Raw genomic sequence first — 24,866 nt, 5'->3', positions numbered from 1 at the left:
TACCGCTCGATGAAACAGAAAGTGATCGCCTTCTTTCCGGAAGCCGCTTATGGCCCGGCGCTGAACTCAGTCGGTATCGCCCAGGCGTGCGAAGCCCTCGGCCACAAAGCTGTATTCCTCACCGACCCCGGCATGAGTGGCGTGTATGCCGGGTATGGTTTCGAAGAACACATGGTCAACATGTCGGCGCCCATGCCCGCCGAAGAAATGGCCCGTTACTGGGTCGATTTCATCAACGGCCACATTCCCAACTTCCGCAAATCCCCACTCGATCAAATCGACAACTACGTAAAGGAATGCTGGGCCGCCATCGTCGACACCGCGAAGTGGGCGCAGAAGGATCTGCCGGCGGTGCTGGACAAGGTCAAACCGGACTTGATCTGCGTCGACAACGTGATCCTGTTCCCGGCGATCAAGCAATACGGCAAGCCCTGGGTGCGGATCATTTCCTGCTCGGAAAACGAAATCGAAGACCCGGATATCCCGCCGCACCTGTCAGGCATGAGCATCGACGACAAGGCCGGTCACGCACAGTTTCGGCAGCGTTTTGAAGACGTGATCGGGCCGATTCACGAAGACTTCAATCAGTTCCTGCAAGCCCATGGTGAGCAGCCGTATCCGCTCGGCACATTCTTCGAAGCCTCGCCTTACATGAACCTGTTGCTGTACCCGGACGCGGTCAAGTTCGAGCGTCGTCATCCGTTGCCGGCCGAGCGCTTCCACTACCTGCAAGGGTGCGTGCGTCACGATACGACGTACGAGATTCCACAGTTTCGCGCCAACAACGACAAGCCATTGCTCTACGTCAGTTTTGGCAGCCTCGGTTCCGGCGATGTCGATTTGCTCAAGCGCCTGATTGCGACGGTGGGCAAGTTGCCTTACCGCGCACTGTTCAATGTTGGTGAGCACCTCGATGAATACCCGGACCTGCCGGACAACGTGCTGATCTCCAACTGGTTCCCGCAGCCGTCGGTGATTGCCCAGGTCGATGCGGTGATCCACCACGGCGGCAACAACAGCTTTACCGAGTGCCTGTTCTTCGGCAAACCGGCGATTGTCATGTCGTACGTCTGGGACGGTCACGACAACGCCATGCGCGCCGAAGAAAGCGGTCACGGTTTCAAGCTCGATCGCTACGACTGGAGCGAAGCGCAGTTGGCGGAAAAACTCGCCGCCTGCCTCAACGACGAGGCGATGCGCCAACGTTTGCAGCACACCAGCGTGCAAATGCAATCACGCAAAGGGCCAGCGGACGCGGCCGCCATTCTCGACAAGGTGCTTAACAATGCCTGAGCAAAACACCACGGCGGGTTTTACGCCGTACCTCGAAGCCGTCAGCAGTCGCACCGATCTGGTGGACTGGGGCGTGCAGAGCGACGCCGTTGAAGGCGTCTCGCACTCCAGCGGCCGGCTGTTGTTCAAAGGCCCGAATAACAGTCCGGAAACCGGGCTTTGGGTCTGCACGCCCGGTCGCTGGCGGCTGTCGATTCCCCGTGACGAGCTGTGCCATTTCATCGCAGGCAATGCCACTTACCGCAATGACGACGGTGAAGTGATCGAAGTTCGTCCCAACACCCTGGTGTTGTTCCCGGCCGGCTGGACCGGCGAATGCCACGTCCGGGAAACCCTGCGCAACGTTTACATGCTGGCTTGAACCTGAAGTTTTTTTTTGGAGAGCAACAATGACGACCCCGTTTCTGTACGACCCGCTGAGCATCACTGACGTCAAGGATTGGGGGGTGATCCCGACCATGCTCGAAGGTCAATCCCATGTCTCTGGCGTGGTGCTGCACAAAGGCCCCGAAGGCCAGTCCGAGTGCGGTGTGTGGATCTGCACGCCGGGTAAATGGTTTTGCCATGTCACCAGCGACGAGTTCTGCCATTTCCTCGAAGGCCGCTGCACTTACGTCCATGAGTCCGGTGAAGTGATCGAGATCAAACCCGACACGGCCGCCTTTTTCCGCAAGGACTGGAAAGGCGTATGCACCGTCCATGAGACGGTGAAAAAGGTCTACATGATCCGGTGAATGCCATGACTGAAACACATGCGTTATCGCCAACTCGTGACGACCAGCGCGCAGCCTTTCTGGCGCGTGCCGGCTTCGCCGAGGCGCAGCTGATCGCATTGCCGGCGGATGCCTCGACCCGGCGCTATTTTCGCTTGAGCGGCGAAGGTTTGCTGCTGATGGACTCTCCACCGCACAGCGAGCCGATCGGTCCTTTTGTGCAGGTTGCCCGTCACTTGCACGGGCTGGGGCTTTCCGCGCCGGCCCTGGTGCAGGTTGACGAAGAGGCGGGTTTAGCGCTGGTCGAAGATTTCGGCCACGACACCTACACCCGATTGCTGGCGGCAGGGCATCCCGAAACGGCACTGTATCGCTTGGCCGTCGATACGCTGGTGGCGTTGCATCGCGCGCCGCCGGGGGCAGAAATGGCGCCCTACGATGCCCGACAACTGAATGACGAGTGTGCGCTGCTGATCGACTGGTACATCCCGCTGCTGATTGGCAAGGACACAGCGCTGGGCCTGCGTGATTCGTTTCTGACGCTGTTCGCCGAGGCTTGCGGCGATGTCGCGCAACGTCGCGAAGCGCTGGTGTTGCGCGACTTTCACGTCGACAACCTGATGTTGCTGGGAGGCCGCGAAGGCGTCGCCGCCTGCGGACTGCTGGATTTTCAGGACGCACTGATCGGTGCGGCGGCGTACGACTTGATGTCGTTGCTCGAAGACGCTCGCCGCGACGTGCCCGAAGCATTGCGCGTGGCGCTGCTGACGCACTACCTGATGCAACGTCCGGAGCTCAATGCGCCGCGTTTTCTCGAGGATTACCGGCGGCTGGCCGCCCAGCGTCACGCCAAGGTGCTGGGGATTTTTGTGCGCCTGGCGGGCCGCGACGGCAAGCACGGTTACCTGGCGCATCTGCCACGCACCCTCGGTTTGTTTGTTCGAGCGCTGGACGCTGAGGCCTTTGCTCCGCTGCGCGATTGGCTCAACCGGCACGTACCGGGTTGGCGCGAGGATCTATCGCCCGCGACCTTGGCGACGTTGCGCGAAACCCCTTATCGATTGGTTCAAGGATCATCCCATGGCCACGTTTAACACTGACACTGCTCTGCGTTTCATCAACGCCGAGTACCTGCCCCTGACGAATGTCCGCGCCCGCGAAGTGCTTGACCCGGCGACGCTGCAACCTGTCGGGCAGGTCGGCCTGTGCGGCGAAGCCGACGTGCAAGCCGCCGTCGATGCCGCTACCACCGCGCAAAAACAATGGCGATTGATCGACGCCAAAAGCCGTGCCGCGCGTTTGCATCAGTTGGCCAATGCCATCGAACAGAACGTCGCGTGCAACCGCGAAGTCGCGCGGTTGATGACCCTGGAAATGGGCAAGCCGTTTCCAGAAGCCATGGGCGAATTGGCGAACTGCGCGCCGATCTTTCGCTACTACGCGGAAATGGCGCGGGACGATGCGGGCAAGGTCGCCGGCACCACGCAGATCGGCTCGTTCCAGCATGTGCGTTATGAGCCGTATGGCGTCAGCGTGCACATCATGCCGTTCAACTTTCCGATCCTGTTGATGTGCTGGACGGTCGCCGCATCGCTGGCGGCGGGTAACGCCTGCATCGTCAAACCGGCCGAAGCCACAACCCTTTGCACGCTCAAGTTCATGGAGCATTTCACCTCGCTGTTGCCGGGGCTGGTGTCTTGCGTGCCGGGCGATGCGGTGACTGCACAGCTGCTGGTGAAGTCGACCGGGACTCACGCCGTGGCTTTTACCGGCAGCGTCGCGGCGGGCAAAGCGGTGGCGGTGGCGTGTGCAGAACAGATGAAACCGTGCGTCATCGAGGCCGGTGGCAGCGACCCGCTGATCATCTCAAAACACGCGCCACTGGACGTCGCGGCGGCGGGAGCGGTGACCGCTGCGTTCCACCTGAGCGGGCAGATTTGCACCTCGGCAGAACGTTTCTACGTGGTCGATGAGATCCACGATGAGTTCGTCGAGAAGTTCGCCGAACGTACCCGCGCCTTGCGCATTGGCCATGGTCTGGAGCGCACGGAAATCGGGCCGATGGTCAGTGAGGCTGCACGCAGCAAGGTCATGCGCCTGGTCGACGATGCCGTGGCCAAGGGCGCGACGCTGGTTTGCGGCGGACGGGTTCCACCACAGCACACGGTGGGCTGGTTCTACGAACCGACCATTCTCACCGGAGTGACCCGCGACATGGCGATTCTCCAGGAAGAGTGTTTCGGCCCCGTCGCGGCGATTTGCCGTGTCAGCGATTTCGACGAAGCGGTGCGTCTGGCCAATGACTCGCCGTTCGGTCTCGGCGCATCACTGTTCACAACCGATCTTGCCGAAGCTATGGAGGCTGCCGAGCGTCTCGAAGCCGGGATGGTCTGGGTTAACAACCCACTGATCGACAACGACGCGCTGCCGTTTGGTGGCTGGAAGATGTCAGGCCTGGGACGCGAACTCGGGCGTCAGGGCCTTGAAGCGTTCCGTCGCTCGAAAATGGTCATCATCGATCACCAGCCGAAGATTCAGGACTGGTGGTATCCGTATGCCGACGACGTGTTCTATCGCGATCAGGTTTAACGCCGCGGTACTCGGGAGGATCGCAATGAGCGACAACATTTCCTGGTCAACCCTGGCGGTGATTCTCGCGGCCGGGCAGGGCACTCGCATGCGTTCGCAGCTGCCGAAAGTCATGCACCCGGTGGGTAATCGACCGCTGCTCGGCCATGTGCTGGCGGCGGTCGAGGCGGCGGGCATCGAGCAAGTGGCGGTGGTGCTGGGGGCTGGCAGTCGGCCGGTGGCCGATTACTTGCAACGGGCTGCGCCCACTGCGCAGCTGTTTACCCAGCACGAACAATTGGGCACGGCGCACGCGTTGCTCGCCGCTCGCGCCGCGTTACAAGCCCATGAGCAGGGCTGCGTACTGGTGCTGTTTGGCGATTCACCGTTGATCAGTCCGCAGACGTTGTTGCAGCTCCGTCAGACGCTGATCGACGGTGCAGCGGTTGCGGTTGCCGGGTTTCACACTGAAAACCCCGGGCCTTATGGGCGCCTGCTGGTGGAAGAGGGTCGCTTGCTGGCGATCCGCGAAGCCAAGGACGCCAGCGCGCAAGAGTTGGAAGTCGGCTTCTGCAATGGCGGCGTCATGGGCTTGCGCGCTGACACGTGCCTCTGGCTGCTGGACCGGATCGGCAACCAGAACGCACAGGGCGAGTATTACCTCACCGACGCGGTGGCCGTGGCCAACAGCGCCGGGCTGCAAGTGACGGCGGTGGAGGTCGATGAAGACGACGTGCTCGGGGTGAATGATCGCGAGCAATTGCATGCTGCCGAACAGCTTTTCCAGCAGCGTCGACGCCAAGCCGTCATGCAGTCGGGCGTCAGCCTGATGGCGGCGGATACGGTGTTCTTCAGTGCTGATACACAGCTGGCCAAGGACGTATGCATCGAACCTTGCGTGGTGTTTGGGCCGGGCGTGAGCGTGGGCAGCGGGGTGCGGGTCGACGCGTTCAGTCGTCTGGAAAATATTCGGCTGGAGCAGCCGCGGAATGAAGGAGTTTGCCATGCGTGATTATCAACGGCTGTACATCGGCGGCGAATGGATCGCGCCGGTACAGGGTGGAGTTTTCGAGACATTCGACCCGAGCGATGAATCGGTTCTGGCGCAGGTCGCTGCCGCCACGTCGGAAGATATCGACCTGGCTGTCGCCGCCGCGCGCACGGCATTCGACGAAGGTGACTGGCCGCGCTGGACAGGCGCGCAGCGGGCACACGTACTGCGGCGAATCGCCGATGGCATCCGGACGCGTCAGGACGAATTGGCCGCCATCGAAGTACGCGACAACGGCAAGCCGCTGCCGGAAGCGCTGTGGGACATCGCCGACACGGCTGGTTGTTTCGACTTCTATGCAGGCCTAGCCGAAGGTTCGGATCAACACAGCGAGCAGTCGATCGGTTTGACGGATGAACGCTTCAGTTCGTCGGTGATCAAGGAGCCGGTGGGCGTGGTTGCGGCGATTATTCCGTGGAATTTCCCGATGCTGATGGCGTCGTGGAAAGTCGCTCCAGCACTGGCAGCTGGCTGCACCGTGGTGCTCAAACCGTCGGAACTCACACCGCTGACCGCCCTTGAACTGGCGGGCATTGCCGATCAGGCAGGCTTGCCGGCCGGGGTATTGAATGTCGTCACCGGACTGGGACGTGAGGCTGGCGCACCGCTGGCCGAACACCCTGACGTGGACAAGATCGCCTTCACCGGTAGCGTGCCGACCGGGCGCAAGATCATGCAAGCAGCAGCGGCCGAGATCAAAAACATCAGTCTGGAGCTGGGCGGTAAATCGCCCTTCGTGATCTTCGCCGACAGTGACCTCGACGCGGCGGTGGAATGGATTCTGTTCGGGATTTTCTGGAACCAGGGCCAGGTCTGTTCGGCTACTTCGCGCGTATTGGTGGAGCGCGCGCTATACCCGGCGCTGCTGGAGCGTTTGATCGCTGCCACCGAGCAGATCCAGATCGGCCAAGGCTTTACCGACGGTGTGAAACTCGGGCCGCTGGTCAGCCAAGGGCAACTGGACAAAGTCCTTGAAGCGATTGCGGCCGGTCAGCAAGAGGGCGCACGACTGGTGTCGGGCGGCACACGTCCGGTCCATCTACAGAAGGGTTACTACCTGACCCCGGCGATTTTCGCCGATGTGCCGGAACAGAGTTCGGTGTGGCGCGAGGAGATTTTCGGCCCGGTGGTGTGCCTGCGTGCATTCGATACGGAAGCCGAAGCGATACGCCTGGCCAATGACTCGCCCTTCGGCCTGGCAGCGGCTGTCATGTCGCGTGATATTTCACGCTGCGAACGGGTCGCCCGACGCTTTCGCGCCGGGATCGTCTGGGTCAACTGCTCGCAACCGACTTTCGTGGAAGCGCCTTGGGGCGGCTACAAACAGAGCGGTATTGGCCGCGAGCTGGGTGAGTGGGGCTACAACAACTACCTCGAAACCAAGCAAATCACCCGATACAACGGCGGGGCCTGGGGCTGGTATTTGGGCCTCGGCATCGCCCATTCAGACTAGGCAGCCCTGACGATTCTCTCGCGTTCCCCTGGTACCAAACTCGAAGGCCAGAGGGGTGTCGCTTCATGCGTGCCCCGCCTAACGAGCAGAAGGCGCCGCGATGGAGTTTGCATTCAGCGACGAACAGGAAATGATCCGCGCATCGGCCGAGGGCTTTCTCGCCGATGTCTCGGATTCTGCCGCCGTGCGAGCGGCGATGGTCAGCGAGCGAGGTTTTGACGAGGCGCTCTGGCAGCGCCTGTGCCGCGAAATGTACTGGCCGGCGATTCATATTCCCGAAGCGTACGGCGGCCTGGGACTGGGCTTTGTCGAACTGTCGATTTTGCTGGAACAGATGGGCCGGCGCTTGCTGTGTTCGCCGTTCTTCGCCACCGCCTGCATGGCCACGCCAGCGCTGTTGCTGGCCGCCAACGAACAACAAAAACAACGCTGGCTGCCCTTGATCGCCGACGGCAGCCTCACCGCTACGTTGGCCTTCAGCAGCGCCAACGGCTGGGCGGCCAAGGATGTTCAGGCCACGGTGGTGACCGAGGGCGAGGGTTTTGTGCTGGATGGAACCCTCAATCATGTGCTCGATGGGCACAGCGCTGAGCTCTTGATCATCGCCGCACGGGTTCCCGGATCGACCGGCGAGGCGGGCATCAGCCTGTTCGCCGTGAACGCGGACCAGGCAGGGATCGAGCGTCAAATGTTGCCGACCATGGACCAGACCCGTCGTCAGGCACGGGTTCAGCTCAAGGGGCTGTCCCTCAGCGTTGACTGCCTGCTCGGTGAGTTCGGCGCGGGCTGGCCGCAGCTGGAGCGAGTGCTGCAACTGGCTTGCATCGGCCTGGCTGCCGAACAGACCGGTGGCGCGCAGCAGGTACTCGACCTGAGCGTTGCCTATATGCAGGAACGCCAGCAGTTCGGTCGACCCATCGCCAGTTTTCAGGCGCTCAAACACCGTGCCGCCGACATGATGCTGCAGGTCGAATGTGCACGTTCGGCCAGCTACTACGCGGCCTGCGTGGCCCAGGAAGTCCTCGATCCTGAAGGCGATCCGCGGGTGGCCGCCGAGCTGCCGCTGGCGGCGGCGCTGGCCAAGGCGCACTGCTCTGAAACCTATTTCCACTGCGCGTCCGAGTCGATCCAGTTGCATGGCGGCGTTGGTTTCACCTGGGAATACGACCCGCACCTCTACTTCAAACGCGCCCGCGCCAGCGAAAGCTTTCTCGGGCTACCTGCCTGGCATCGCGAGCGGATTGCGGCAGTGATTCTTGGAGAGCAGCCATGAAAATCAGTTTCAGCGAACAGGACGAGCGCTTCCGTCAGGAAGTAGCCGACTGGTTGAGCGTGAACCTGTGCGGTGAATTCGAGCCCCTGCGTTTTCGGGGTGGCCCGGGTGACGAACATATGTTTCCCGAGGAACGCAAAGCCTGGGAACGCAAACTGGCAGAGGGCGGCTGGACGTGTGTGGGCTGGGCGCCGGAGCACGGTGGGCGTGGTCTGTCGATCAGCCAGCAAGTGATTTTCCACGAAGAATACGCCCGCGCTGGCGGCCCGGGACGCATGGGGCATATCGGCGAAGGGCTGGCCGGACCGACCATTGCCGCGTTCGGCACTGCCGAGCAGCAACAGCGCTTTCTGCCGGGCATCGTCAACGGCACGTCCTTCTGGTGCCAGGGCTATTCCGAACCGGGGGCCGGGTCCGACCTGGCCAACGTCAAGACCCGCGCGGTGCTTGATGAAGCCAGCGGCACCTGGGTGATCAACGGACAAAAAGTCTGGACCTCCCTGGCCCACGAGTCGGACTGGTGTTTTGTGATCGCCCGCACCGAGCCAGGCAGCGTCGGTCATCGCGGTTTGTCCTTCCTGTTGGTGCCCATGGCCCAGGCCGGGATTAGCGTGCGCCCGATCGAGCAATTGACCGGCACCTCCGAGTTCAACGAAGTGTTCTTCGACAGCGCCCGAACCGATGCCGCGAATATCGTCGGCGCGCCGGGCGAGGGCTGGAAGATCGCGATGGCGTTGCTCGGTTTCGAGCGCGGGGTATCGACCCTCGGCCAGCAGATGCAATTTCACAATGAACTGAACGAAATCATCGCCATCGCCCGGGCCAATGGCGCCGCGCGTGACCCGATCCTGCGCCAGCGCCTGGCCGAAGCCTGGGGCGGGCTGCGGATCATGCGCTACAACTCGCTGCGCATGCTGTCCGGGGCGCAGGACGGTTCGCTACGCAAGGAAGCGACCATCTACAAACTGTTCTGGTCCACCTGGCACGCCAGCCTCGGCAAGTTGGCGATGGACGTGCTCGGTGCCGAAGCGGAATTGCTGGAGGCCGCGCCTTACCAACTCACCCGTTTGCAATCGCTGTACCTGTTCAGTCGCGCCGACACCCTCTACGGCGGCAGCAACGAGATCCAGCGCAACATCATCGCCGAGCGCGCCCTGGGAATGCCCAAAGAACCGCGACTGCGCACCTGACCAAGGAGTTTTCCATGTCTGTTCCTCAATATGTTGCAGGTCACGGCCTGCTGCGTGACAAGTCGGTGCTGATCACGGCCGCGGCCGGGGCCGGTATCGGTTTTTCCGCCGCGGTGCGTGCCGCCGAGGAGGGTTGCCGCGCCTTGATGATCAGCGATATCCATGAAGGCCGGCTGGCGGAAGCGGTATCGAAAATCCGCGAAACGACCGGTCTGCAACAGGTCTTCGGTCAGGTCTGCAATGTCGCTGACGAAGCTCAGGTTCAACAACTGATTGCCTGCGCCGAGCGCGATCTGCAGGGCGTCGATGTGCTGATCAACAACGCCGGTCTTGGTGGTTCACGGCTGCTGGTAGACATGACGGATGAGGAGTGGAACCGGGTCCTCGATGTGACGCTCACCGGCACCATGCGCATGACCCGTGCGATGTTGCCGAAGATGATCGAGCGGCGTGCCGGGGTCATCGTCAACAACGCTTCGGTGCTGGGCTGGCGGGCGCAGAAAGAGCAGTCGCACTACGCCGCCGCCAAGGCCGGGGTCATGGCGTTGACCCGTTGCGCCGCGGTCGAGGCCGCCGACTACGGGATCCGCATCAACGCGGTGAGCCCGAGCATTGCGTTGCACGATTTCCTGCGTAAGTCCGCCCCTCAGGCGGTGCTTGATCAACTCGCCGCCAACGAAGCGTTTGGTCGTGCCGCCGAGGTCTGGGAAGTGGCCAACGTGATGATGTTTCTGGCCAGCGACTACAGTTCCTACATGACCGGCGAAGTGTTGTCGGTGTCCAGTCAGAGGGCTTGAACATGCCACGTGTTTTCGACACGCCCCTCGCCTTGCACGATGCCGTGGGAGAGGTGCTGGGCGTCAGCGACTGGCTGGTTCTTGCGCAGAAGCGCATTGACCTGTTCGCCGAGGCGACCGGTGATCACCAGTGGATTCACGTCGATCCGCTCAAGGCAGCCAGCGGTCCCTTCGGTGCCTGCATCGCCCATGGCTATCTGAGCCTGGCGTTGGTCAATCTGTTTTTACCGCAGATCGTCGAGGTGCGCGGCATTGCCATGGGGGTCAATTATGGCTGCGAGCGGGTGCGCTTTCCCACAGTGGTGCGTGTTGGCTCACGGGTGCGCGGCAGTGCGCAATTGATGGCGGTCGAGGAGGTCAAGGGCGGCGTTCAGGCGACCATTCGCGTCAGCGTTGAAATTGACGGCGAGGAACGTCCCGGCTGTGTGGTCGACACCATCAGCCGTTACTACCCCGCGTGAAACCTTTAGCAGAACATTCGAGGAATCCAGCATGAAAGAAGCCGTCATCGTTTCGACCGCCCGTACCCCGATCGGCAAAGCCTTTCGCGGTGCATTCAATGACACCGACGCCCCGCAGCTCGGCGGCCATGTGGTGCGCGAAGCCGTGCGTCGCGCCGGCATCGAGCCGGGCGAAGTGGACGATGTGATCATCGGCGCGGCGGCGCAGCAGGGCACGCAGTCTTATAACCTGGGGCGTCTGTGCGCGATTGCCGGCGGCTTGCCGACCTCGGTCGCCGGGATGGCGGTTGAGCGCCAGTGTTCATCGGGGCTGATGAGCATTGCCATGGCCGCCAAAGGGATCATGTGCGATGAAATCGACATCGCCGTGTGCGGTGGCCTGGAGTCGATTTCGCTGGTGCAGAACAAGCACAAGAACCTGTACCGCAATCAGTCAGGCTCGGTGATTGAGCTGGATCCGCACGCTTATATCCCCATGATCGAAACCGGCGAGATCGTCTCCGCACGCTACGGCATTCCCCGCGAGGAACAGGACGAATACAGCTATCAGAGCCAGGTGCGTACCGCGCTGGCCCAGAGTAATGGATTGTTCGACCGTGAACTCGCGCCGCTGACCAGCCGCAAGGCGATCTTCGACAAGGCCAGTGGCGAAACCCGCTATGAATCCGTCACCTTGCTGCGCGACGAGTGCAACCGCATCGACACCACACGCGAAAGCCTGAGTGCGCTGGAGCCGGTGTGGCCGGGCGGTCAGTGGAGTGAAAAGGGCCGCTTCATCACGGCCGGCAACGCCTCGCAACTCTCCGATGGTGCTTCGGCCTCGGTGTTGATGAGTGCCAAATTGGCCGAGAAGCGTGGCCTGGAACCGCTGGGGATTTATCGCGGGATGGCGGTCGCTGGCTGCAACTCCGACGAGATGGGCATCGGCCCGGTCTACGCCATCCCGAAACTGCTCAAGCGCCATGGCCTGACCGTGGACCACATTGGCCTTTGGGAGTTGAACGAGGCGTTTGCCTGTCAGGTGCTGTATTGCCGCGACACCCTGGGCATTCCCGCTGAACACATGAACGTCAACGGTGGTGCAATTTCCGTGGGCCATCCTTTCGGTATGTCCGGTGCGCGGATGGTCGGTCACGCGTTGGTCGAGGGGCAGCGCCGCGGTTTGCGTTACGTGGTGGTGAGTATGTGCATCGGCGGCGGCATGGGTGCCGCCGCACTGTTCGAGGTGGTTTGAATGGTCAGTGCACAACAGATTCAAGCGACCATGGCGCGTTATGTGGAATTGGTGGACGCCGGTGACATCGACGGGATCGTCGCGCTTTACAGCGAGGATGCAGTGGTCGAAGACCCGGTCGGTCAACTGCCGTTGCAGGGGATCGTCGATATAGAACGTTTCTACCGTGAAGGGCTGGGCGCGAGCAAAGTCTCGGCGGTCCTGACCGGCCCGGTTCGGGCGACGCTCAACGGTTGTGGGGCGATGCCGTTTCGGGTTGATATGGAATGGGCCGGGCAACCGTGTTCGCTTCATGTGATTGACGTGATGGAGTTCGATGCCGACGGCAAGATCCGCTCGATGAAGGCCTATTGGAGCGAGGTCAACATGGGCCCGCAGCCCTGAGACGATTCCCTGTAGGAGCTGGCGCAGCCTGCGATCTTTTGATCTTGATCTTGATCTTGATCTTGTCGGTGGCGCAGACACCGCCAAGATCGCAGCCTTCGGCAGCTCCTACAGTGACCGGTTATACCTGAGGGCTTGGGAATATCCCTCATTCTGGGTTTTCCCGGTTTCGTAATAGGCCTTGAGATTCTCGGCGATTTCGCGCACGACGTTGTTGAACGCCTTGGCCAGCAGCATTTCCATCAGCCTGCCACCGCGCAGGCTGTAGTTCATTTGGGTGGTGATGCGTGTCGCCTCACCCTCGGCCTGCAAGGCATAACTGAAGCTGGCCTCGCGGAACGGGAAGGGCGCACCGCCGCTGGCCTTGTGCAGGATCAGCACGAAACCGACACCTTCCTGCCATTGCACCACGCTCTCATCCAGCCACTGACCCCCTTTGCGGAACACCCGGCGACTGGCGCCAACCCCTTCATGTGCGCCGGGATGAAACTGGCAACCGGTCAACCCCGTTACGTAATGAGGGGCGAGGCTCAGGTCGCGCAGTTTGGCCCAGGCGGCGGATGGGCTGAGATCCAGCAAAACACTGTGGCTGGCTATCGCAGGCATGTAGGGATTCCTCTTGTTTTAGTGAGATGGCCAAAAGATCGCAGCCTGCGGCAGCTCCTACAGGTTCCGTGTACATCCGGGTGTGCACAGTCAATGTAGGAGCTGCCGCAGGCTGCGATCTTTTCAGGAGTGTGCTGCATTGAGAAATGCCGGGCGTTCGCCACCGCCGTGTACGGTGATAGCCGCGCCGCTGACATAACTTGCCAGCGTTGATGCCAGGTACAGACAGGTATCGCCGATGTCTTCCGGAGCCGCCAGGCGTTGCAGCGGGATGGTCGCTGCCACCCGGTCAATGCCCTCCTGATCGCCATAATGCATGGCCGCCTGCTCGGTGAGAATCAACCCGGCCGTCACAGCGTTGACCCGCACCTTGGGCGCCCATTCCACGGCCAGCGAAGCGGTCAGGTTCAGCAGCCCGGCCTTGGCCGCGCCATAAGCGGCAGTACCGGGCGAGGGGCGGGTCGCGCTGACGCTGCAGATGTTGATGATTGCGCCACCGTCGGCCTGCGCCTGCATCACCTGATTGGCCTGCTGACAGAGATTCAGCGGCGCCAACAAGTTAAGGCGGATGATCGCTTCGCTAAAACGCGGCGAGGCACTGGCCGCGTCGGCATTCGGTGAACCGCCGGCATTGTTGACCACTACATCGAGGCGACCGAAACGCTCGACGATACTGTCGATCAACCGCCCGGACTGCTCGACATCCCGCAGGTCGCAGGGCAGAAACAGCGCCTCGCGTCCAGCGCTGGCAGGCAGGGTGTCCGGTGTTTCGCGACCGCAGATCACCACGTCGGCACCACAGTCGAGAAAACGCTGACTGATGCCGCGACCGACACCCTTGCCACCGCCGGTGACCAGTACTACTTTGCCGCGAAAGTCCATCGGATCAAGCATGAGGTGCCTCGTTCTGTCGCTCGGGAATGCTGCCGATGCTAGGTCCGTAGCACCCGGCAGCCAACGTCCGAAAAGACTAGGGCGGCGTAGTCCTGTCGGACGATGTTGTTTGCCCGGGCGCTGGGAATAATCCGGCGACAACAACAGGCCGGGAGGACACCTTATGAGCGCATCAGCGCAAGGGCACTTCGTTACGCTGCCGGAAGGTTTGCAGCTGCACTACTTGGATATCGGCGGGCAGGACATCGGCACCGGCGAGCCGGTGATTTTCATTCACGGCAGCGGGCCGGGCGCCAGCGGTCACAGCAACTTCAAGCAGAACTACCCGGTGTTTGTCGCGGCAGGCTACCGGACCATCGTCCCGGACCTGCCCGGTTATGGCGCATCGGATAAACCCGACACTCTCTACACCCTGGACTTCTTTGTTGCTGCCCTGAGCAGTTTGCTCGATGCCCTGGATATCCAGCAATGCGTGCTGGTCGGCAATTCTCTGGGCGGTGCGATCGCGATCAAACTGGCCCTCGACCAACCGCAGCGGGTCAGCCGGCTGGTGCTGATGGCGCCCGGCGGCCTGATGGAAAAAGAACAGTATTACTTGCAGATGGAAGGCATCCAGAAAATGGGGGCGGCCTTCGCCAAGGGTGAACTGCACGATGCGGGCGGAATGCGCCGGCTGCTGGCGCTGCAACTGTTCGATGAGTCCTTGATCAGCGACGAAACGGTCAATGAGCGGGTCGCCGTGGTGCAGCAGCAGCCGGTCTGCGTGTTGTCGACCATGCAAGTGCCGAACATGACCTCGCGCCTCGGCGAGTTGCAGTGTCCGATCCTCGGTTTCTGGGGCATGAACGACAAATTCTGCCCGGTGTCTGGCGCGCAAACGATGATGCAACACTGCCAGAACATTCGCTTTGTACTGCTCAGCGAATGCGGGCATTGGGTGATGGTCGAGCGCCGTGAACTGTTCAACCGCGAGTGCCTGGCGTTCTTTGAGGAGGCTCGCTCATGAGTGAACAACTGCGCCATCAATACGGCGAAGAGCTCTATCAGGCGTTGCTGAGCGGCACCACCCTGGCGCCGCTGACCGAGCGCTGGCCATCGATCAGCATCGAAGACGCCTACCATATTTCTCTCTACAGCATCGAACGCCGAGTGGCCGCCGGTGACCGGATTGTCGGCAAGAAAATCGGCGTAACGTCGGCGGCGGTCCAGCAAATGCTCAACGTGCATCAGCCGGATTTCGGCTTCATCACCCGGCAGATGTCATTCGCCAATGACGCGCAAATCTCCCTCACCGCGAACAAGCTGATCCAGCCGCGCGCCGAGGGCGAGATTGCCTTCAAGCTCAAGCACGATCTGATCGGCCCCGGTGTGACCGAAGCCGACGTGCTGGAAGCGACTGAGTATGTGACGCCTTGCTTCGAGATAGTCGACTCACGGATTCATGACTGGCGGATCCGCATACAAGACACCGTCGCCGACAACGCCTCTTGCGGTGTGTTCGTGCTGGGTGATGTTCAGGTCGATCCACGGACACTTGATTTGCCCAACTTGCGCATGCGTGTGTTCAAGAACGGTGAACTCCTCAGCGAGGGGCTGGGTTCGGCGGTGCAGGGCAATCCGCTGACAGCCGTGGCCTGGCTGGCCAATACCCTCGGCGCCTTCGGTATTCCGTTCAAGGCCGGGGAAATCATCCTCTCCGGCTCTTTGGTGCCGCTGGAGCCTGCGCGTGCGGGCGACCTTTTTTCTCTGACCATCGATGGCCTGGGCAGTGCCCAGGTGTCCTTTTGCGCCTGACCTGTGGGGTTTAACCGGATGAGCAAGAAACTCAGAGCGGCCATTATCGGCCCGGGCAATATCGGCACTGACCTGCTGATGAAAATGTATCGATCGGAATGGATCGAGCCGGTCTGGATGGTCGGCGTCGACCCCCAATCCGAGGGCCTTAAACGCGCCCGTGAATTGGGCGTGAAAACCACGGCCGAGGGTGTCGACGGGCTGCTGCCCCATGTACTCGACGATGATATTCGCATCGCCTTCGATGCCACGTCGGCCTATGTACACGCGGAAAACAGCCGCAAGCTCAACGAGCTCGGGGTAATCATGATCGACCTCACGCCAGCGGCCATCGGCCCGTTCTGCGTGCCGCCGGTCAATCTCAAGGAGCATGCGGCGACGTTGGCGATGAACGTCAACATGGTGACGTGCGGTGGCCAGGCGACCATTCCGATGGTCGCGGCAGTGTCGCGGGTCCAGTCGGTGAGTTACGGCGAGATCGTCGCCACCGTGTCCTCCGGTTCGGTCGGCCCGGGCACTCGCCAGAACATCGACGAATTCACCCGCACCACGGCCGGTGCGGTGGAGAAGATCGGCGGCGCCCGACGCGGCAAGGCAATCATCGTCATCAACCCGGCCGAGCCACCGCTGATGATGCGCGACACCATCCACTGCCTGACGGATGACGAACCGAATCAGGACGCCATTCGCACCTCGGTGTTGCAGATGGTCAAGGAAGTGCAGCGCTATGTTCCCGGCTACAAGCTGATCAATGGCCCGGTGTTCGATGGGCACAAGGTGTCGATTTTCATCGAAGTCGAAGGCCTCGGCGACTTCCTGCCAAAGTCCGCCGGCAACCTCGACATCATGACCGCTGCGGGGCTGCGTACCGCCGAGATGTTCGCCGAAGAAGCCCACAAGGGCACCCTGCAACTGCCCGTCCGTTGAGTGGAGAATTGCCATGAATTTGCAAGGTAAGAGCGTCCGTCTGCACGACATGAGCCTGCGCGACGGCATGCATGCCAAACAGCATCAAATCAGCCTGGAACAGATGATCTCGGTAGCGACCGGTCTCGATGCGGCCGGCGTGCCGCTGATCGAAATCACCCACGGCGATGGCCTGGGCGGTGCGTCGCTGAACTACGGTTTCCCCGCCCACAGCGACGAGGAGTACTTCGCGGCGGTGATCCCGCGTATGAAACAGGCCAAGGTCTCGGCGCTGTTGTTGCCGGGTATCGGCACCCTCGATCATTTGAGAATGGCCCATGAACACGGGGTGTCGACCATTCGTGTGGCCACCCACTGCACCGAGGCGGACGTTTCCGGCCAACACATCGGCATGTCAGCGAAGATGGGCCTGGATACCGTCGGCTTTCTGATGATGGCGCACAGGGTCAGCGCGGAAAAACTGCTGGAGCAGGCGCGGTTGATGGAGAGTTATGGGGCCAACTGCATTTACTGCACTGACTCGGCTGGCTACATGCTGCCTGATGAAGTCACTGAGAAAATCGCTGCATTGCGAGCTGGGCTGAGTGCCGGGACCGAAGTCGGTTTTCACGGTCACCACAACATGGGCATGGCGATTGCCAATTCCCTTGCCGCAATCGAGGCGGGCGCCGCACGTATCGACGGTTCAGTGGCGGGGCTGGGCGCGGGGGCGGGTAATACGCCGCTCGAAGTGTTTGTCGCGGTGCTTGAACGGATGGGCGTCAACAGTGGCATCGACCTGTACCGGATCATGGACGTTGCCGAGGACCTGGTAGTACCGATGATGGACCAGCCGATCCGCCTCGACCGCGATGCGCTGACCCTGGGTTATGCCGGGGTCTACAGTTCGTTCCTGTTGTTCGCCAAACGTGCCGAGCAAAAATACGGCATTGCCGCACGTGAGCTGCTGGTGGAATTGGGTCGACGCGGCACCGTCGGCGGTCAGGAAGACATGATCGAAGACCTGGCGCTGACCCTGTCCCGTTCGCGGGGTGTCTTGCCAACCTGATCTGGCGACAGCACAAAAAAGCCACCGGCCTTGCTTGCAGGCCCGGTGGTTTTTTTATGGGAGCAGATTGCGCACCAGCGGGGGATAGCAATTGATGGCACTGGCCGAGCAACTGATGAACGCCGTGGTCGGTCGGTAGGCTTCATTCTTGAAGCGCTGACACAGGCTGGCGGTGCTGCCGGCGCAGACGATGATGAACAGGGCACAGGTGGCTTTTCGCATAGCGAGCCTCGACACGGGTTTTATTGTTGTAGAGGCACGGTATTGCGGATCGCGGGGGTCTGGCTTCGTCCGAATGGACTACACCGGCCCCCTGTGGGAGCGAGCTTGCTCGCGATGGCGGTGTGTCAGGCGACATCGATGTTAAATGTGCCGGCCTCTTCGCGAGCAGGCTCGCTCCCACAGGTTTTTGTGTGTTGTCTGGGATTTGTGTGCGCCCCGAATCCCCTGTGGGAGCGAGCCTGCTCGCGAAGGCGGTGTGTCAGCCGACATCAATATTGATTGTGCCGACGCCATCGTCGGAACGCCGCCCGGAGCAAGCTCGCGCCCACAGGTTTGTGTGTTGTCTGGGGTTGGGGTCAACCCCGCCGAGCGATGGCCCCCATGGCCATGAACAGTGCAGCAATGGCCCGCGCTTCATTGAGTTCGCCGCGGGCTACCAGGTCGGGGATCTGCGCCAGCGGCACGCGCAGGCATTCCAGCGGTTCGGGTTCGTCGCCGACCAGTGGGTAGGGACTCAACTGTTCGGCCAGCACCACCCGGTAGCGATGGCACAGGTGACCCGGTGCCAGGGTCAGTTCGCCCAGTTCACTGAGGCGTGCAGCGCGCATCCCGACTTCTTCGCAGAGTTCGCGTTGCGCCGCTTGCAGATAGTCTTCATCAGGTTCCGCGCCGCCCTTGGGCAGGCCGAGCACGGTTTTTTCGACACCGACCGCATATTCACGCACCAGCAACACATGCAGCGGATCGGGCATCGCCACCAGCATCACCGAGCGATAACCGGTGCCGCGCAGCCGTTCATAAACCCGCTGCTGGCCGTTGCTGAATTGCAGGTGCAAAGCTTCGATCTGAAAATAGCCGCTTTCAGCCAGCAATTCAGTCTTGAGGATGGTCGGACAGTTGCGCATGGTCAGGCCCCTGGTTGGGATAAAACCACTGTGCGCCATGCCGGGATGGCCGCCATCGTCCGAGCGGACGAGGGCGGAGGTTGAACGCTAACCGAGAGTCGCCACGCTGCGCAGGATTAGCCGCACGAGCATGGTCTGGCGGGTCACGCCGGTCTTGGAGAAGGTTGACCGCAGGTGTGCCCGCGAGGTGTTGCGGCTGATGCCCAGTTCCTCGGAGGCTTCGTCGAGGGTCAAGCCGTTGGCCAACAACATGGCCAGTTGGGTTTCGGCCGGGGTGAAGTCGAACAGCGCGCGGACGATCTCCTGTGGCGCGGTGGACTGTTGCTCCGGGTCGCTGATGAAAATCACCACGGTGGGGCATTGTTTGCCTTCGCTCCAGTCCGACAACGGCACCGAGCGCACGATGATCCCCAGGTCCGCTCGCCCGGACGGTCGTTGCACGCGCAGGGCTTCGACCACCGACGGGTTGCTGCTTTTTTGCGAGAGCAGCGATTGCTTCACCAGGCGCCGGAACTCTTGAGTGTCTCGCGCGGTGCCGACTTGCAGGCCGTCGTTGACCAGTTTGATGCCGTCCTTTTCCTGGATCAGCCGATCGGCGACCTGGTTGGTTTGCAGCACTTTGCCAGCCTCGTCGAGGATGATCGTACCGACCGCCAATTGATTCACCGCGCCGGCGTAGAGGTTGCGCTCGGCTTCGATGCGATTGAGCTGCATGTGGATCTTGATCGAGCGTTCCAGGTGCGGGATGAAATGCGTCAGCAAGGCTTTCTCTTCGTTGCCGAAGGCCTTGTCATCGCGTCCGCGACTGATGCGGATACGGCACTGGGCGCCGTCGCCGGTGTTGATGTCGGCGCCGAGAATGTGGAACACATCCACCGGTTCGAGGAAATTCTTGTAGAACTCCGAGTGCTGCCAATCGTCGTTGGACACGAACTCGGCGAGGGTCACCACCTGGCGGTTCGGCAGGTCGACAAACGGGTCGAGGGTGAAAAAGTGTTTGTTATACGACGCGGTCGCCTCGGTCGACGTACCGGTGGTGTTGACCATCAAGCCATCCACATGCGCGCTGGGCGGACGCAGGATGAAGGTCACGTACTTGCTTTCCAGGTACACGTTGAGCTGGTTGAGAAAGGTCGCCCAGGGAATGGTTTCCAGCGGTCCCTGATAGAGGTTACCGATCAAATCACTGAACGTATCGAGGCTGAGGCTCTGCTGCATAGGGAAAACCGTTCTTATTATTAGCGTTGGCGGTGGCCGAGAATAAGCGCCGATATCGACTCCTTGCAACGCTCGGGCTCAAGGCCTGACGGGCGGCTGCCGATCAGGCGCAGGGAGCGCGACAGGCCGCTGTGTTCAGGCCCGTTCGCTGGCGCGCACGACGAACCGTTTTTGCTCCAGCACGTCGGCCGAGAGCGCCGCGACGTCGGTGTAGAACTGCTCGTACCAGCGGCGCAACTGATAGACCGGGCCATCGCCGTCACACAGCAACGGGTTGTCGACGCGGGTCTTGCTGTGCCAGATCGTCACGTCTTCGTAGAAGGCTTCCTGGGCCTGCTGCACATAGGCCTTGGCCATCGCCTGATTCTGCTCTTCGCTCAGCCCCGGAATCTTTTTCACCAGCACGCCGTAGCGCAGGGTGAAGCTGTCGAGGTCGATCGGCACATGGCAGTTGAGCAGGATCGAATGGATCGGCTGGCCGTTCATCGCGCCGGTCATTTCGGTGATCTGATAGGCCGGGCCGAAGTAGGTGGCCACGGTGCTCAAGGCGCTGTCGCCGGACAAGCGCTCACTGCGGGCGCTCATGATCTGGGTAGCCAGGTGACCTTCGAAGGCGTTACTGAATTCCTCGACGGGGGCGCCATGCACCGTACCGAAGTGCGCCATATCGGCGATGTTGTCGATCAATTCGCGGCAGTTGGTGCCGATCTGCAGTTCGGCGACTTCCCACGCGGCCCACTCGTCACTGAAGCAAGCGTCAATGCGCGGGATGCGTTGCTCAGGGAGCGGCGGGTTGCCTTCCGGGTCATTCCAGACGAACAGCAGCTGGTTTTCTTCCATGAGTGGCCAGCTTTTGAGCCGGGCCCGTGGCGGAATGCGTTTGGCGTAAGGAATGTCATCGCAGACACCATCGGCACCCCAGCGCCAGGCGTGGAACGGGCAGCGAATCGAGTTGCCTTCAACGCAACCGGTACTGAGGTCGGCGCCCATGTGCGGGCAATAGCCATCCAGAATATGCAGCTCGCCGTCATCGCCCTGAAAGGCCACCAGCCGGGTGCCGAACACCTCCAGGCGATGGGCTTTGCCGTCGCGGTATTGGGCGGCCAGACCCAGACAGTGCCAGCCACGGGCGTAGCGGTCTTCCAGCAGTTTGGCTTCGATGCGGTGCAAGGTACTCATCTTATTATTCTCCCAGGATTCACGGGTTTGGCGCCTGTTACGGATTCTGCCGCCCCTGTAGAAGCGGGCATCGTCTGAATGGACGATGGCCGGTTTACGCCCGCCCGCTCTACTGACGCCATTGGACCCAGTGCAGGAGTTGGCGATGAGCAATGAACAAGGGCCGGTTGCGGTGATTACCGGGGCTGCCAGTGGTATTGGCCGGGGTTTGGCCGAGCATGCGGCAAGGCTGGGGATGCGCCTGGTGCTGGCCGATCTCGATAGGCCGGGGTTGCAAGCACTGTGCAATGAACTACAGACGGGCGGTGCACAGGCGATTGCTTGCGTCACGGATGTTGGCGATCTGGCGCAAGTCGAGCGCTTGCGCGATATCGCCCTCGATCACTTTGGCGGGGTTGATCTGCTGTTCAACAACGCCGGAGTGATGCAGACCGGCTACAGCTGGGAAATCACTGCGCAGCAATGGCAGCGGATGCTCGACGTCAACCTCAGCGGTGTGATCAATGGCATTCGCAGTTTCGTGCCGCTGTTTTTGCGCCAGGGGCGGGCAGCCCATGTGATCAACACGGCGTCCCTCGCGGGCTTGCTCAGCAGCCCGTTGATGGCGCCTTACAACGTGACCAAGCAGGCAGTGGTCGCACTCTCGGAAACCCTGCATTACGAATTGAGCATGCTCGGTGTGCCGGTATCGGTCTCGGTAGTGTGCCCAGGGCCGGTGGCCAGTGAAATCATGGCCTCGAATCAAGTGGTGGATGCGGCCGGTTCGTCATTCAGTCAATTGCTCGATAGCAGCATCCGCCAAGGCATGACGCCGAGCGAGCTGGCGGAGCAGGTGTTCGCCGCCATCGCTGAAAAACGCTTCTGGGTCTTCCCTCACAAAGGTTTCAAACCGGCGCTGGAGCGACGTGTGCAAAGCATCCTGGAAGAAACCAATCCGCAGTTTCAAATGACCGATGTAGGGGGAGATGCCCATGCCGCTCGATAAGCAGATCGCCGCAGTGCTCCAGCAATTTCGCGACCTGCCGGAGCCCGATTTCAGCCAGCTCGATGCCAAGCAATATCGGCAGTTTTCCGACAACCTGCTGCCCGCCATCCCCGGCGATCCGATGATCGAAGTGCGTAACTTGCGGGTCGCCGGCGCGGCGGGCGAGCTGGATGCGCGGCTGTATCGGCCACTGGAACAGGACAACCTGCCGCTGCTGGTGTTTTTCCACGGAGGCGGTTTTGTCATGGGCAACCTCGACACCCATGACAACCTCTGCCGTTCACTCGCCAGTTTGACGGAGGCGGTGGTGGTGTCGGTCGCCTACCGACTGGCGCCGGAAAACAAATTCCCGGCGGCACCGCTCGATTGTTATGCGGCTACATGCTGGCTGGTCGAGCATGCGTCTGAACTGGGCGTCGATGGCAACCGGCTGGCCTTGATCGGGGACAGTGCCGGGGGCAACCTGGCGCTCGCCGTGAGTCGGCTGGCGGCGCAACGTCAGGGGCCGAAAATCAGTTATCAGTGTCTGTTTTACCCGGTCACCGATGCACGCTGCGACAGTCAGTCTTACGAGGATTTTGCCGAGGGCTATTTCCTCACCGGTGCGATGATGTACTGGTTTTGGCAGCAGTACCTGCAGGATGCCGATCAGGGGGATGATCCCTTAGCCTCGCCGTTGCGCGCCGACCGGTTGGCGGACTTGCCGCCGACCACCCTGATCAGCGCCGAGTTTGATCCTTTGCGGGATGAGGGCGAGGCGTTTGCCTTGCGTCTGCGGGAAGCCGGCGTGTCAGTGCGCGTGCAGCGCTGCGAGGGCATGATTCACGGGTTTATCAGCATGGCGCCGTTTGTCGAGCGCGCTGCACAAGCCTTGTCCGATGCCGCGGCCGACCTGCGCAGAGCGCTATCTGGAGAGAACACGGCGTCCTGACGATGGCAGACTGTCAGTCAACATTAATGTTGAAAGTGGCGCCGTCATCGCGAGCAAGCTCGCTCCCACAGGGGATTTCTGTCGTCCGCATGTTTGGTGTTCACTGAAGATCAAACTGTGGGAGCGAGCTTGCTCGCGATGGCTATCTATCAGACACATTTAGCTCAAAGTCTGCCTCACCCTCTGGCATTTACGGGTCTAGCATTCTCATGACATCAGCATGAGAGAGGCAAAGGAATGCCTGACTTACCCGCTTCACATCGTCTACGCATCGGCCGCTATCCCGAACCCAACAGGATTTATCTGCTGACCACCAACACACTTGGCCGAGAACCCGTTTTCAAGGATTTCGGCTTGGGCAGGTTGGTCGTTGACCAATTTCGAAGTGCCCAGGAACGAGGCTGGGCGAACTCTTTGGCCTGGGTTGTCATGCCCGATCATTTTCATTGGTTGATCGAATTGCAGCAGTGCTCACTGAGTGGACTGATGCAAAAAACCAAATCATTGAGTACGCGTTCCGTGAACATGTCCACCGGTCGTAGAGGCAGCCTTTGGCAACAGGGTTATCACGATCGGGCGCTGCGGCGAGATGAGGACTTGGTAAAACTTGCCCGTTATGTCGTTGCGAACCCATTGCGGGCAGGGTTGGTAGAGAAGCTGGGCGAGTATCCGCTGTGGGATGCGATTTGGGTTTGATCAGAAATCATCGCGAGCAAGCTCGCTCCCACAGGTTTTGCGCTGTCTCAAGGTTTAACGTCTCGCAATATTGCCTTCGCCTGATCCTGCACCGCACCGGGTGCACTCATGTTTCCGTCGATCACGGTGATTACCGCATGCCCTTGCCACAACTGATACGCATCGGCCTGTTGCTGGGCGGCCGTCGGTGTCGGCGGGGCCACCAGGTTGACGTGAACCACGCCGTCGGTGCCGCGCTGGGAGGTGAAGTTCACCCGGTCCCAATTGCCGATCGGGGCAAAACTCACGCCTTTGACGTCACTGGCTGCCAGCGCCGGGTAATTGATATTCAACCCGCTGACACCCGGCAAACCGAGCACATTCAATTCGCAGCCGGGGTTGTTTTTTTCGCAGGCCTGTTTGGCGTGAGCACCCGCGAGACTCGCCTGCTCGATAACCTTCACCGCAAACCGGGCAGTGTCGTCCATGGCGCCGAGGGTTTTGCGGTAGCCGGCCTGTTGGTCGCGGATGATCAGGTCCATGTCGATGGCCGTCGACACCGCCACCGCCGGAACTCCCTTGAACATTGCGCGGATCGCTGCGTTCAAGGTGCCGGACATTTGCGTCAACGGGCCGACGTTTTCGCCAAAATTACTGCCCGACACCACCAGATCTGGCGGATTGTCTTTGAGCAGCACGTCCAGGCCAACATTGACTGCATCCACCGGGGTGCCGATGGCGGAAGTCTTCCCCGGGGGCGGGGTGTAGCCCTCGGGTGGGCCGACGCAAAATTTGCCTGGCGCCAACTCGGTCACTGCCAATGCCTGCCCGGGCACGACCACGCTGGCCGCGCTGATGCCACTGCTGTCGTTCAACGGACCAACGAGGGTCACCTGATGCCCGGCGGCCGTCAGCGCGCGGTACATCGCATCGATGCCGGGCGCTCGACAACCGTCGTCGTTGGTCAGCAGGATGTTCAGGGCATTGGCCTGCATCGACAGGCTGACGCTGGCCATGGCGATGACGCCAGTGAGCAATTTATTCATGGGGAGTTTTCCGTGAAAT

The 24,866-nt window shown here is 61.3% G+C and carries 27 protein-coding genes; 20 read left to right on the top strand and 7 right to left on the bottom strand.

Annotated elements, in window-relative coordinates:
* Positions 1–9 precede the first annotated feature (9 nt).
* The 13 genes from ACA059_RS20680 (at position 10) to ACA059_RS20620 (ending at position 12,417) form a co-directional block, all read left to right on the top strand.
* Positions 10–1,293: a nucleotide disphospho-sugar-binding domain-containing protein gene (locus ACA059_RS20680; protein WP_497630798.1), complete on the top strand. Its 1,284-nt coding sequence runs from the start codon at positions 10–12 to the stop codon at positions 1,291–1,293.
* Positions 1,286–1,654, top strand: coding sequence for a cupin domain-containing protein (locus ACA059_RS20675; RefSeq protein WP_497630797.1), 369 nt, complete (start codon positions 1,286–1,288; stop codon positions 1,652–1,654). The genes ACA059_RS20680 and ACA059_RS20675 overlap by 8 nt, the downstream gene beginning before the upstream one ends.
* Positions 1,655–1,682: 28 nt before the next feature.
* The gene (locus ACA059_RS20670) at positions 1,683–2,027 is read left to right on the top strand and encodes a cupin domain-containing protein (protein ID WP_008145703.1); all 345 of its coding nucleotides are present in this window, start codon (positions 1,683–1,685) and stop codon (positions 2,025–2,027) included.
* A 5-nt stretch (positions 2,028–2,032) separates the two neighbouring features.
* The gene (locus ACA059_RS20665) at positions 2,033–3,100 is read left to right on the top strand and encodes an aminoglycoside phosphotransferase family protein (RefSeq protein ID WP_497630796.1); all 1,068 of its coding nucleotides are present in this window, start codon (positions 2,033–2,035) and stop codon (positions 3,098–3,100) included.
* The gene (locus ACA059_RS20660) at positions 3,087–4,595 is read left to right on the top strand and encodes an aldehyde dehydrogenase family protein (RefSeq protein ID WP_497630795.1); all 1,509 of its coding nucleotides are present in this window, start codon (positions 3,087–3,089) and stop codon (positions 4,593–4,595) included. The genes ACA059_RS20665 and ACA059_RS20660 overlap by 14 nt, the downstream gene beginning before the upstream one ends.
* Before the next feature lie 25 nt (positions 4,596–4,620).
* A complete protein-coding gene (locus ACA059_RS20655) occupies positions 4,621–5,586 on the top strand; it encodes an NTP transferase domain-containing protein (protein ID WP_497630794.1) in 966 nt (321 codons plus the stop codon).
* Positions 5,579–7,078: an aldehyde dehydrogenase family protein gene (locus tag ACA059_RS20650; RefSeq protein ID WP_497630793.1), complete on the top strand. Its 1,500-nt coding sequence runs from the start codon at positions 5,579–5,581 to the stop codon at positions 7,076–7,078. The genes ACA059_RS20655 and ACA059_RS20650 overlap by 8 nt, the downstream gene beginning before the upstream one ends.
* 100 nt (positions 7,079–7,178) lie before the next feature.
* Positions 7,179–8,351 carry an acyl-CoA dehydrogenase family protein gene (locus ACA059_RS20645; protein WP_497630792.1) on the top strand — a complete coding sequence of 391 codons (1,173 nt, stop codon included), beginning with the start codon at positions 7,179–7,181 and terminating at the stop codon, positions 8,349–8,351.
* The gene (locus ACA059_RS20640; protein WP_497630791.1) at positions 8,348–9,541 is read left to right on the top strand and encodes an acyl-CoA dehydrogenase family protein; all 1,194 of its coding nucleotides are present in this window, start codon (positions 8,348–8,350) and stop codon (positions 9,539–9,541) included. The genes ACA059_RS20645 and ACA059_RS20640 overlap by 4 nt, the downstream gene beginning before the upstream one ends.
* Positions 9,542–9,555: 14 nt before the next feature.
* Positions 9,556–10,338, top strand: a complete 783-nt coding sequence (locus tag ACA059_RS20635) for an SDR family oxidoreductase (RefSeq protein WP_497630790.1) — start codon at positions 9,556–9,558, stop codon at positions 10,336–10,338.
* 2 nt (positions 10,339–10,340) lie between these two features.
* A complete protein-coding gene (locus ACA059_RS20630; protein WP_497630789.1) occupies positions 10,341–10,799 on the top strand; it encodes a MaoC family dehydratase in 459 nt (152 codons plus the stop codon).
* 31 nt (positions 10,800–10,830) lie between these two features.
* Complete coding sequence (locus ACA059_RS20625) at positions 10,831–12,033, top strand: acetyl-CoA C-acyltransferase (RefSeq protein WP_497630788.1); 1,203 nt, start codon at positions 10,831–10,833, stop codon at positions 12,031–12,033.
* A complete protein-coding gene (locus tag ACA059_RS20620) occupies positions 12,034–12,417 on the top strand; it encodes a steroid Delta-isomerase (protein ID WP_497630787.1) in 384 nt (127 codons plus the stop codon).
* Positions 12,418–12,525: 108 nt separating this feature from the next.
* Here the strand turns inward: ACA059_RS20620 and ACA059_RS20615 are convergent, their stop codons facing one another.
* Positions 12,526–13,023, bottom strand: coding sequence for an SRPBCC family protein (locus ACA059_RS20615; protein WP_497630786.1), 498 nt, complete (start codon positions 13,021–13,023; stop codon positions 12,526–12,528).
* A 123-nt stretch (positions 13,024–13,146) separates the two neighbouring features.
* Positions 13,147–13,917 (bottom strand): SDR family oxidoreductase, encoded by a 771-nt coding sequence (locus ACA059_RS20610; protein WP_497630785.1) that lies wholly within the window; start codon positions 13,915–13,917, stop codon positions 13,147–13,149.
* Between the two features lie 163 nt (positions 13,918–14,080).
* On the opposite strand from ACA059_RS20610, the gene ACA059_RS20605 reads away from it, so the two are divergent.
* From ACA059_RS20605 to dmpG, 4 genes are read left to right on the top strand one after another with little or no spacing between them, the layout of a single operon-like run.
* Positions 14,081–14,923 (top strand): alpha/beta fold hydrolase, encoded by an 843-nt coding sequence (locus tag ACA059_RS20605; RefSeq protein ID WP_497630784.1) that lies wholly within the window; start codon positions 14,081–14,083, stop codon positions 14,921–14,923.
* Positions 14,920–15,711, top strand: coding sequence for a fumarylacetoacetate hydrolase family protein (locus tag ACA059_RS20600; protein ID WP_497630783.1), 792 nt, complete (start codon positions 14,920–14,922; stop codon positions 15,709–15,711). Before ACA059_RS20605 ends, ACA059_RS20600 begins: the two co-directional genes overlap by 4 nt.
* Before the next feature lie 18 nt (positions 15,712–15,729).
* Positions 15,730–16,638: an acetaldehyde dehydrogenase (acetylating) gene (locus ACA059_RS20595; protein ID WP_095128530.1), complete on the top strand. Its 909-nt coding sequence runs from the start codon at positions 15,730–15,732 to the stop codon at positions 16,636–16,638.
* A gap of 13 nt (positions 16,639–16,651) precedes the next feature.
* Complete coding sequence (gene dmpG, locus ACA059_RS20590; protein WP_461997767.1) at positions 16,652–17,686, top strand: 4-hydroxy-2-oxovalerate aldolase; 1,035 nt, start codon at positions 16,652–16,654, stop codon at positions 17,684–17,686.
* A 54-nt stretch (positions 17,687–17,740) separates the two neighbouring features.
* On the opposite strand, the gene ACA059_RS20585 is transcribed toward dmpG, so the two are convergent.
* The 4 genes from ACA059_RS20585 to ACA059_RS20570 all read right to left on the bottom strand — a co-directional run bounded on the left by ACA059_RS20585 (position 17,741) and on the right by ACA059_RS20570 (position 21,210).
* A complete protein-coding gene (locus ACA059_RS20585; RefSeq protein WP_497630782.1) occupies positions 17,741–17,908 on the bottom strand; it encodes a hypothetical protein in 168 nt (55 codons plus the stop codon).
* Positions 17,909–18,264: 356 nt separating this feature from the next.
* Positions 18,265–18,813 (bottom strand): ADP compounds hydrolase NudE, encoded by a 549-nt coding sequence (nudE, locus tag ACA059_RS20580; RefSeq protein ID WP_497630781.1) that lies wholly within the window; start codon positions 18,811–18,813, stop codon positions 18,265–18,267.
* An 87-nt stretch (positions 18,814–18,900) separates the two neighbouring features.
* Entirely contained in the window at positions 18,901–20,031 is a 1,131-nt protein-coding gene (locus ACA059_RS20575) for a helix-turn-helix transcriptional regulator (protein ID WP_497630780.1), read from the bottom strand.
* 135 nt (positions 20,032–20,166) lie between these two features.
* Positions 20,167–21,210: a 3-ketosteroid-9-alpha-monooxygenase, oxygenase component gene (locus tag ACA059_RS20570; protein ID WP_497630779.1), complete on the bottom strand. Its 1,044-nt coding sequence runs from the start codon at positions 21,208–21,210 to the stop codon at positions 20,167–20,169.
* A 145-nt stretch (positions 21,211–21,355) separates the two neighbouring features.
* On the opposite strand from ACA059_RS20570, the gene ACA059_RS20565 reads away from it, so the two are divergent.
* From ACA059_RS20565 to ACA059_RS20555, 3 genes are all read left to right on the top strand, one after another.
* Complete coding sequence (locus ACA059_RS20565; protein WP_497630778.1) at positions 21,356–22,195, top strand: SDR family NAD(P)-dependent oxidoreductase; 840 nt, start codon at positions 21,356–21,358, stop codon at positions 22,193–22,195.
* Complete coding sequence (lipP1, locus tag ACA059_RS20560; protein WP_497630777.1) at positions 22,182–23,126, top strand: LipP1 family hormone-sensitive lipase; 945 nt, start codon at positions 22,182–22,184, stop codon at positions 23,124–23,126. Before ACA059_RS20565 ends, lipP1 begins: the two co-directional genes overlap by 14 nt.
* Before the next feature lie 237 nt (positions 23,127–23,363).
* Positions 23,364–23,822: an REP-associated tyrosine transposase gene (locus ACA059_RS20555; protein WP_497630776.1), complete on the top strand. Its 459-nt coding sequence runs from the start codon at positions 23,364–23,366 to the stop codon at positions 23,820–23,822.
* Positions 23,823–23,869: 47 nt separating this feature from the next.
* Here ACA059_RS20555 and ACA059_RS20550 read toward each other — a convergent pair whose 3' ends face one another.
* On the bottom strand, positions 23,870–24,847 hold the full coding sequence (locus ACA059_RS20550) for a 5'/3'-nucleotidase SurE (RefSeq protein WP_497630775.1): 978 nt from the start codon (positions 24,845–24,847) through the stop codon (positions 23,870–23,872).
* Positions 24,848–24,866: the final 19 nt, after the last annotated feature.

This window comes from Pseudomonas sp. LBUM1647 (assembly GCF_059716175.1).
The sequence above is the reverse complement of the archived record's forward strand: the minus strand, read 5'-3'. Positions and strand labels throughout refer to the sequence as shown.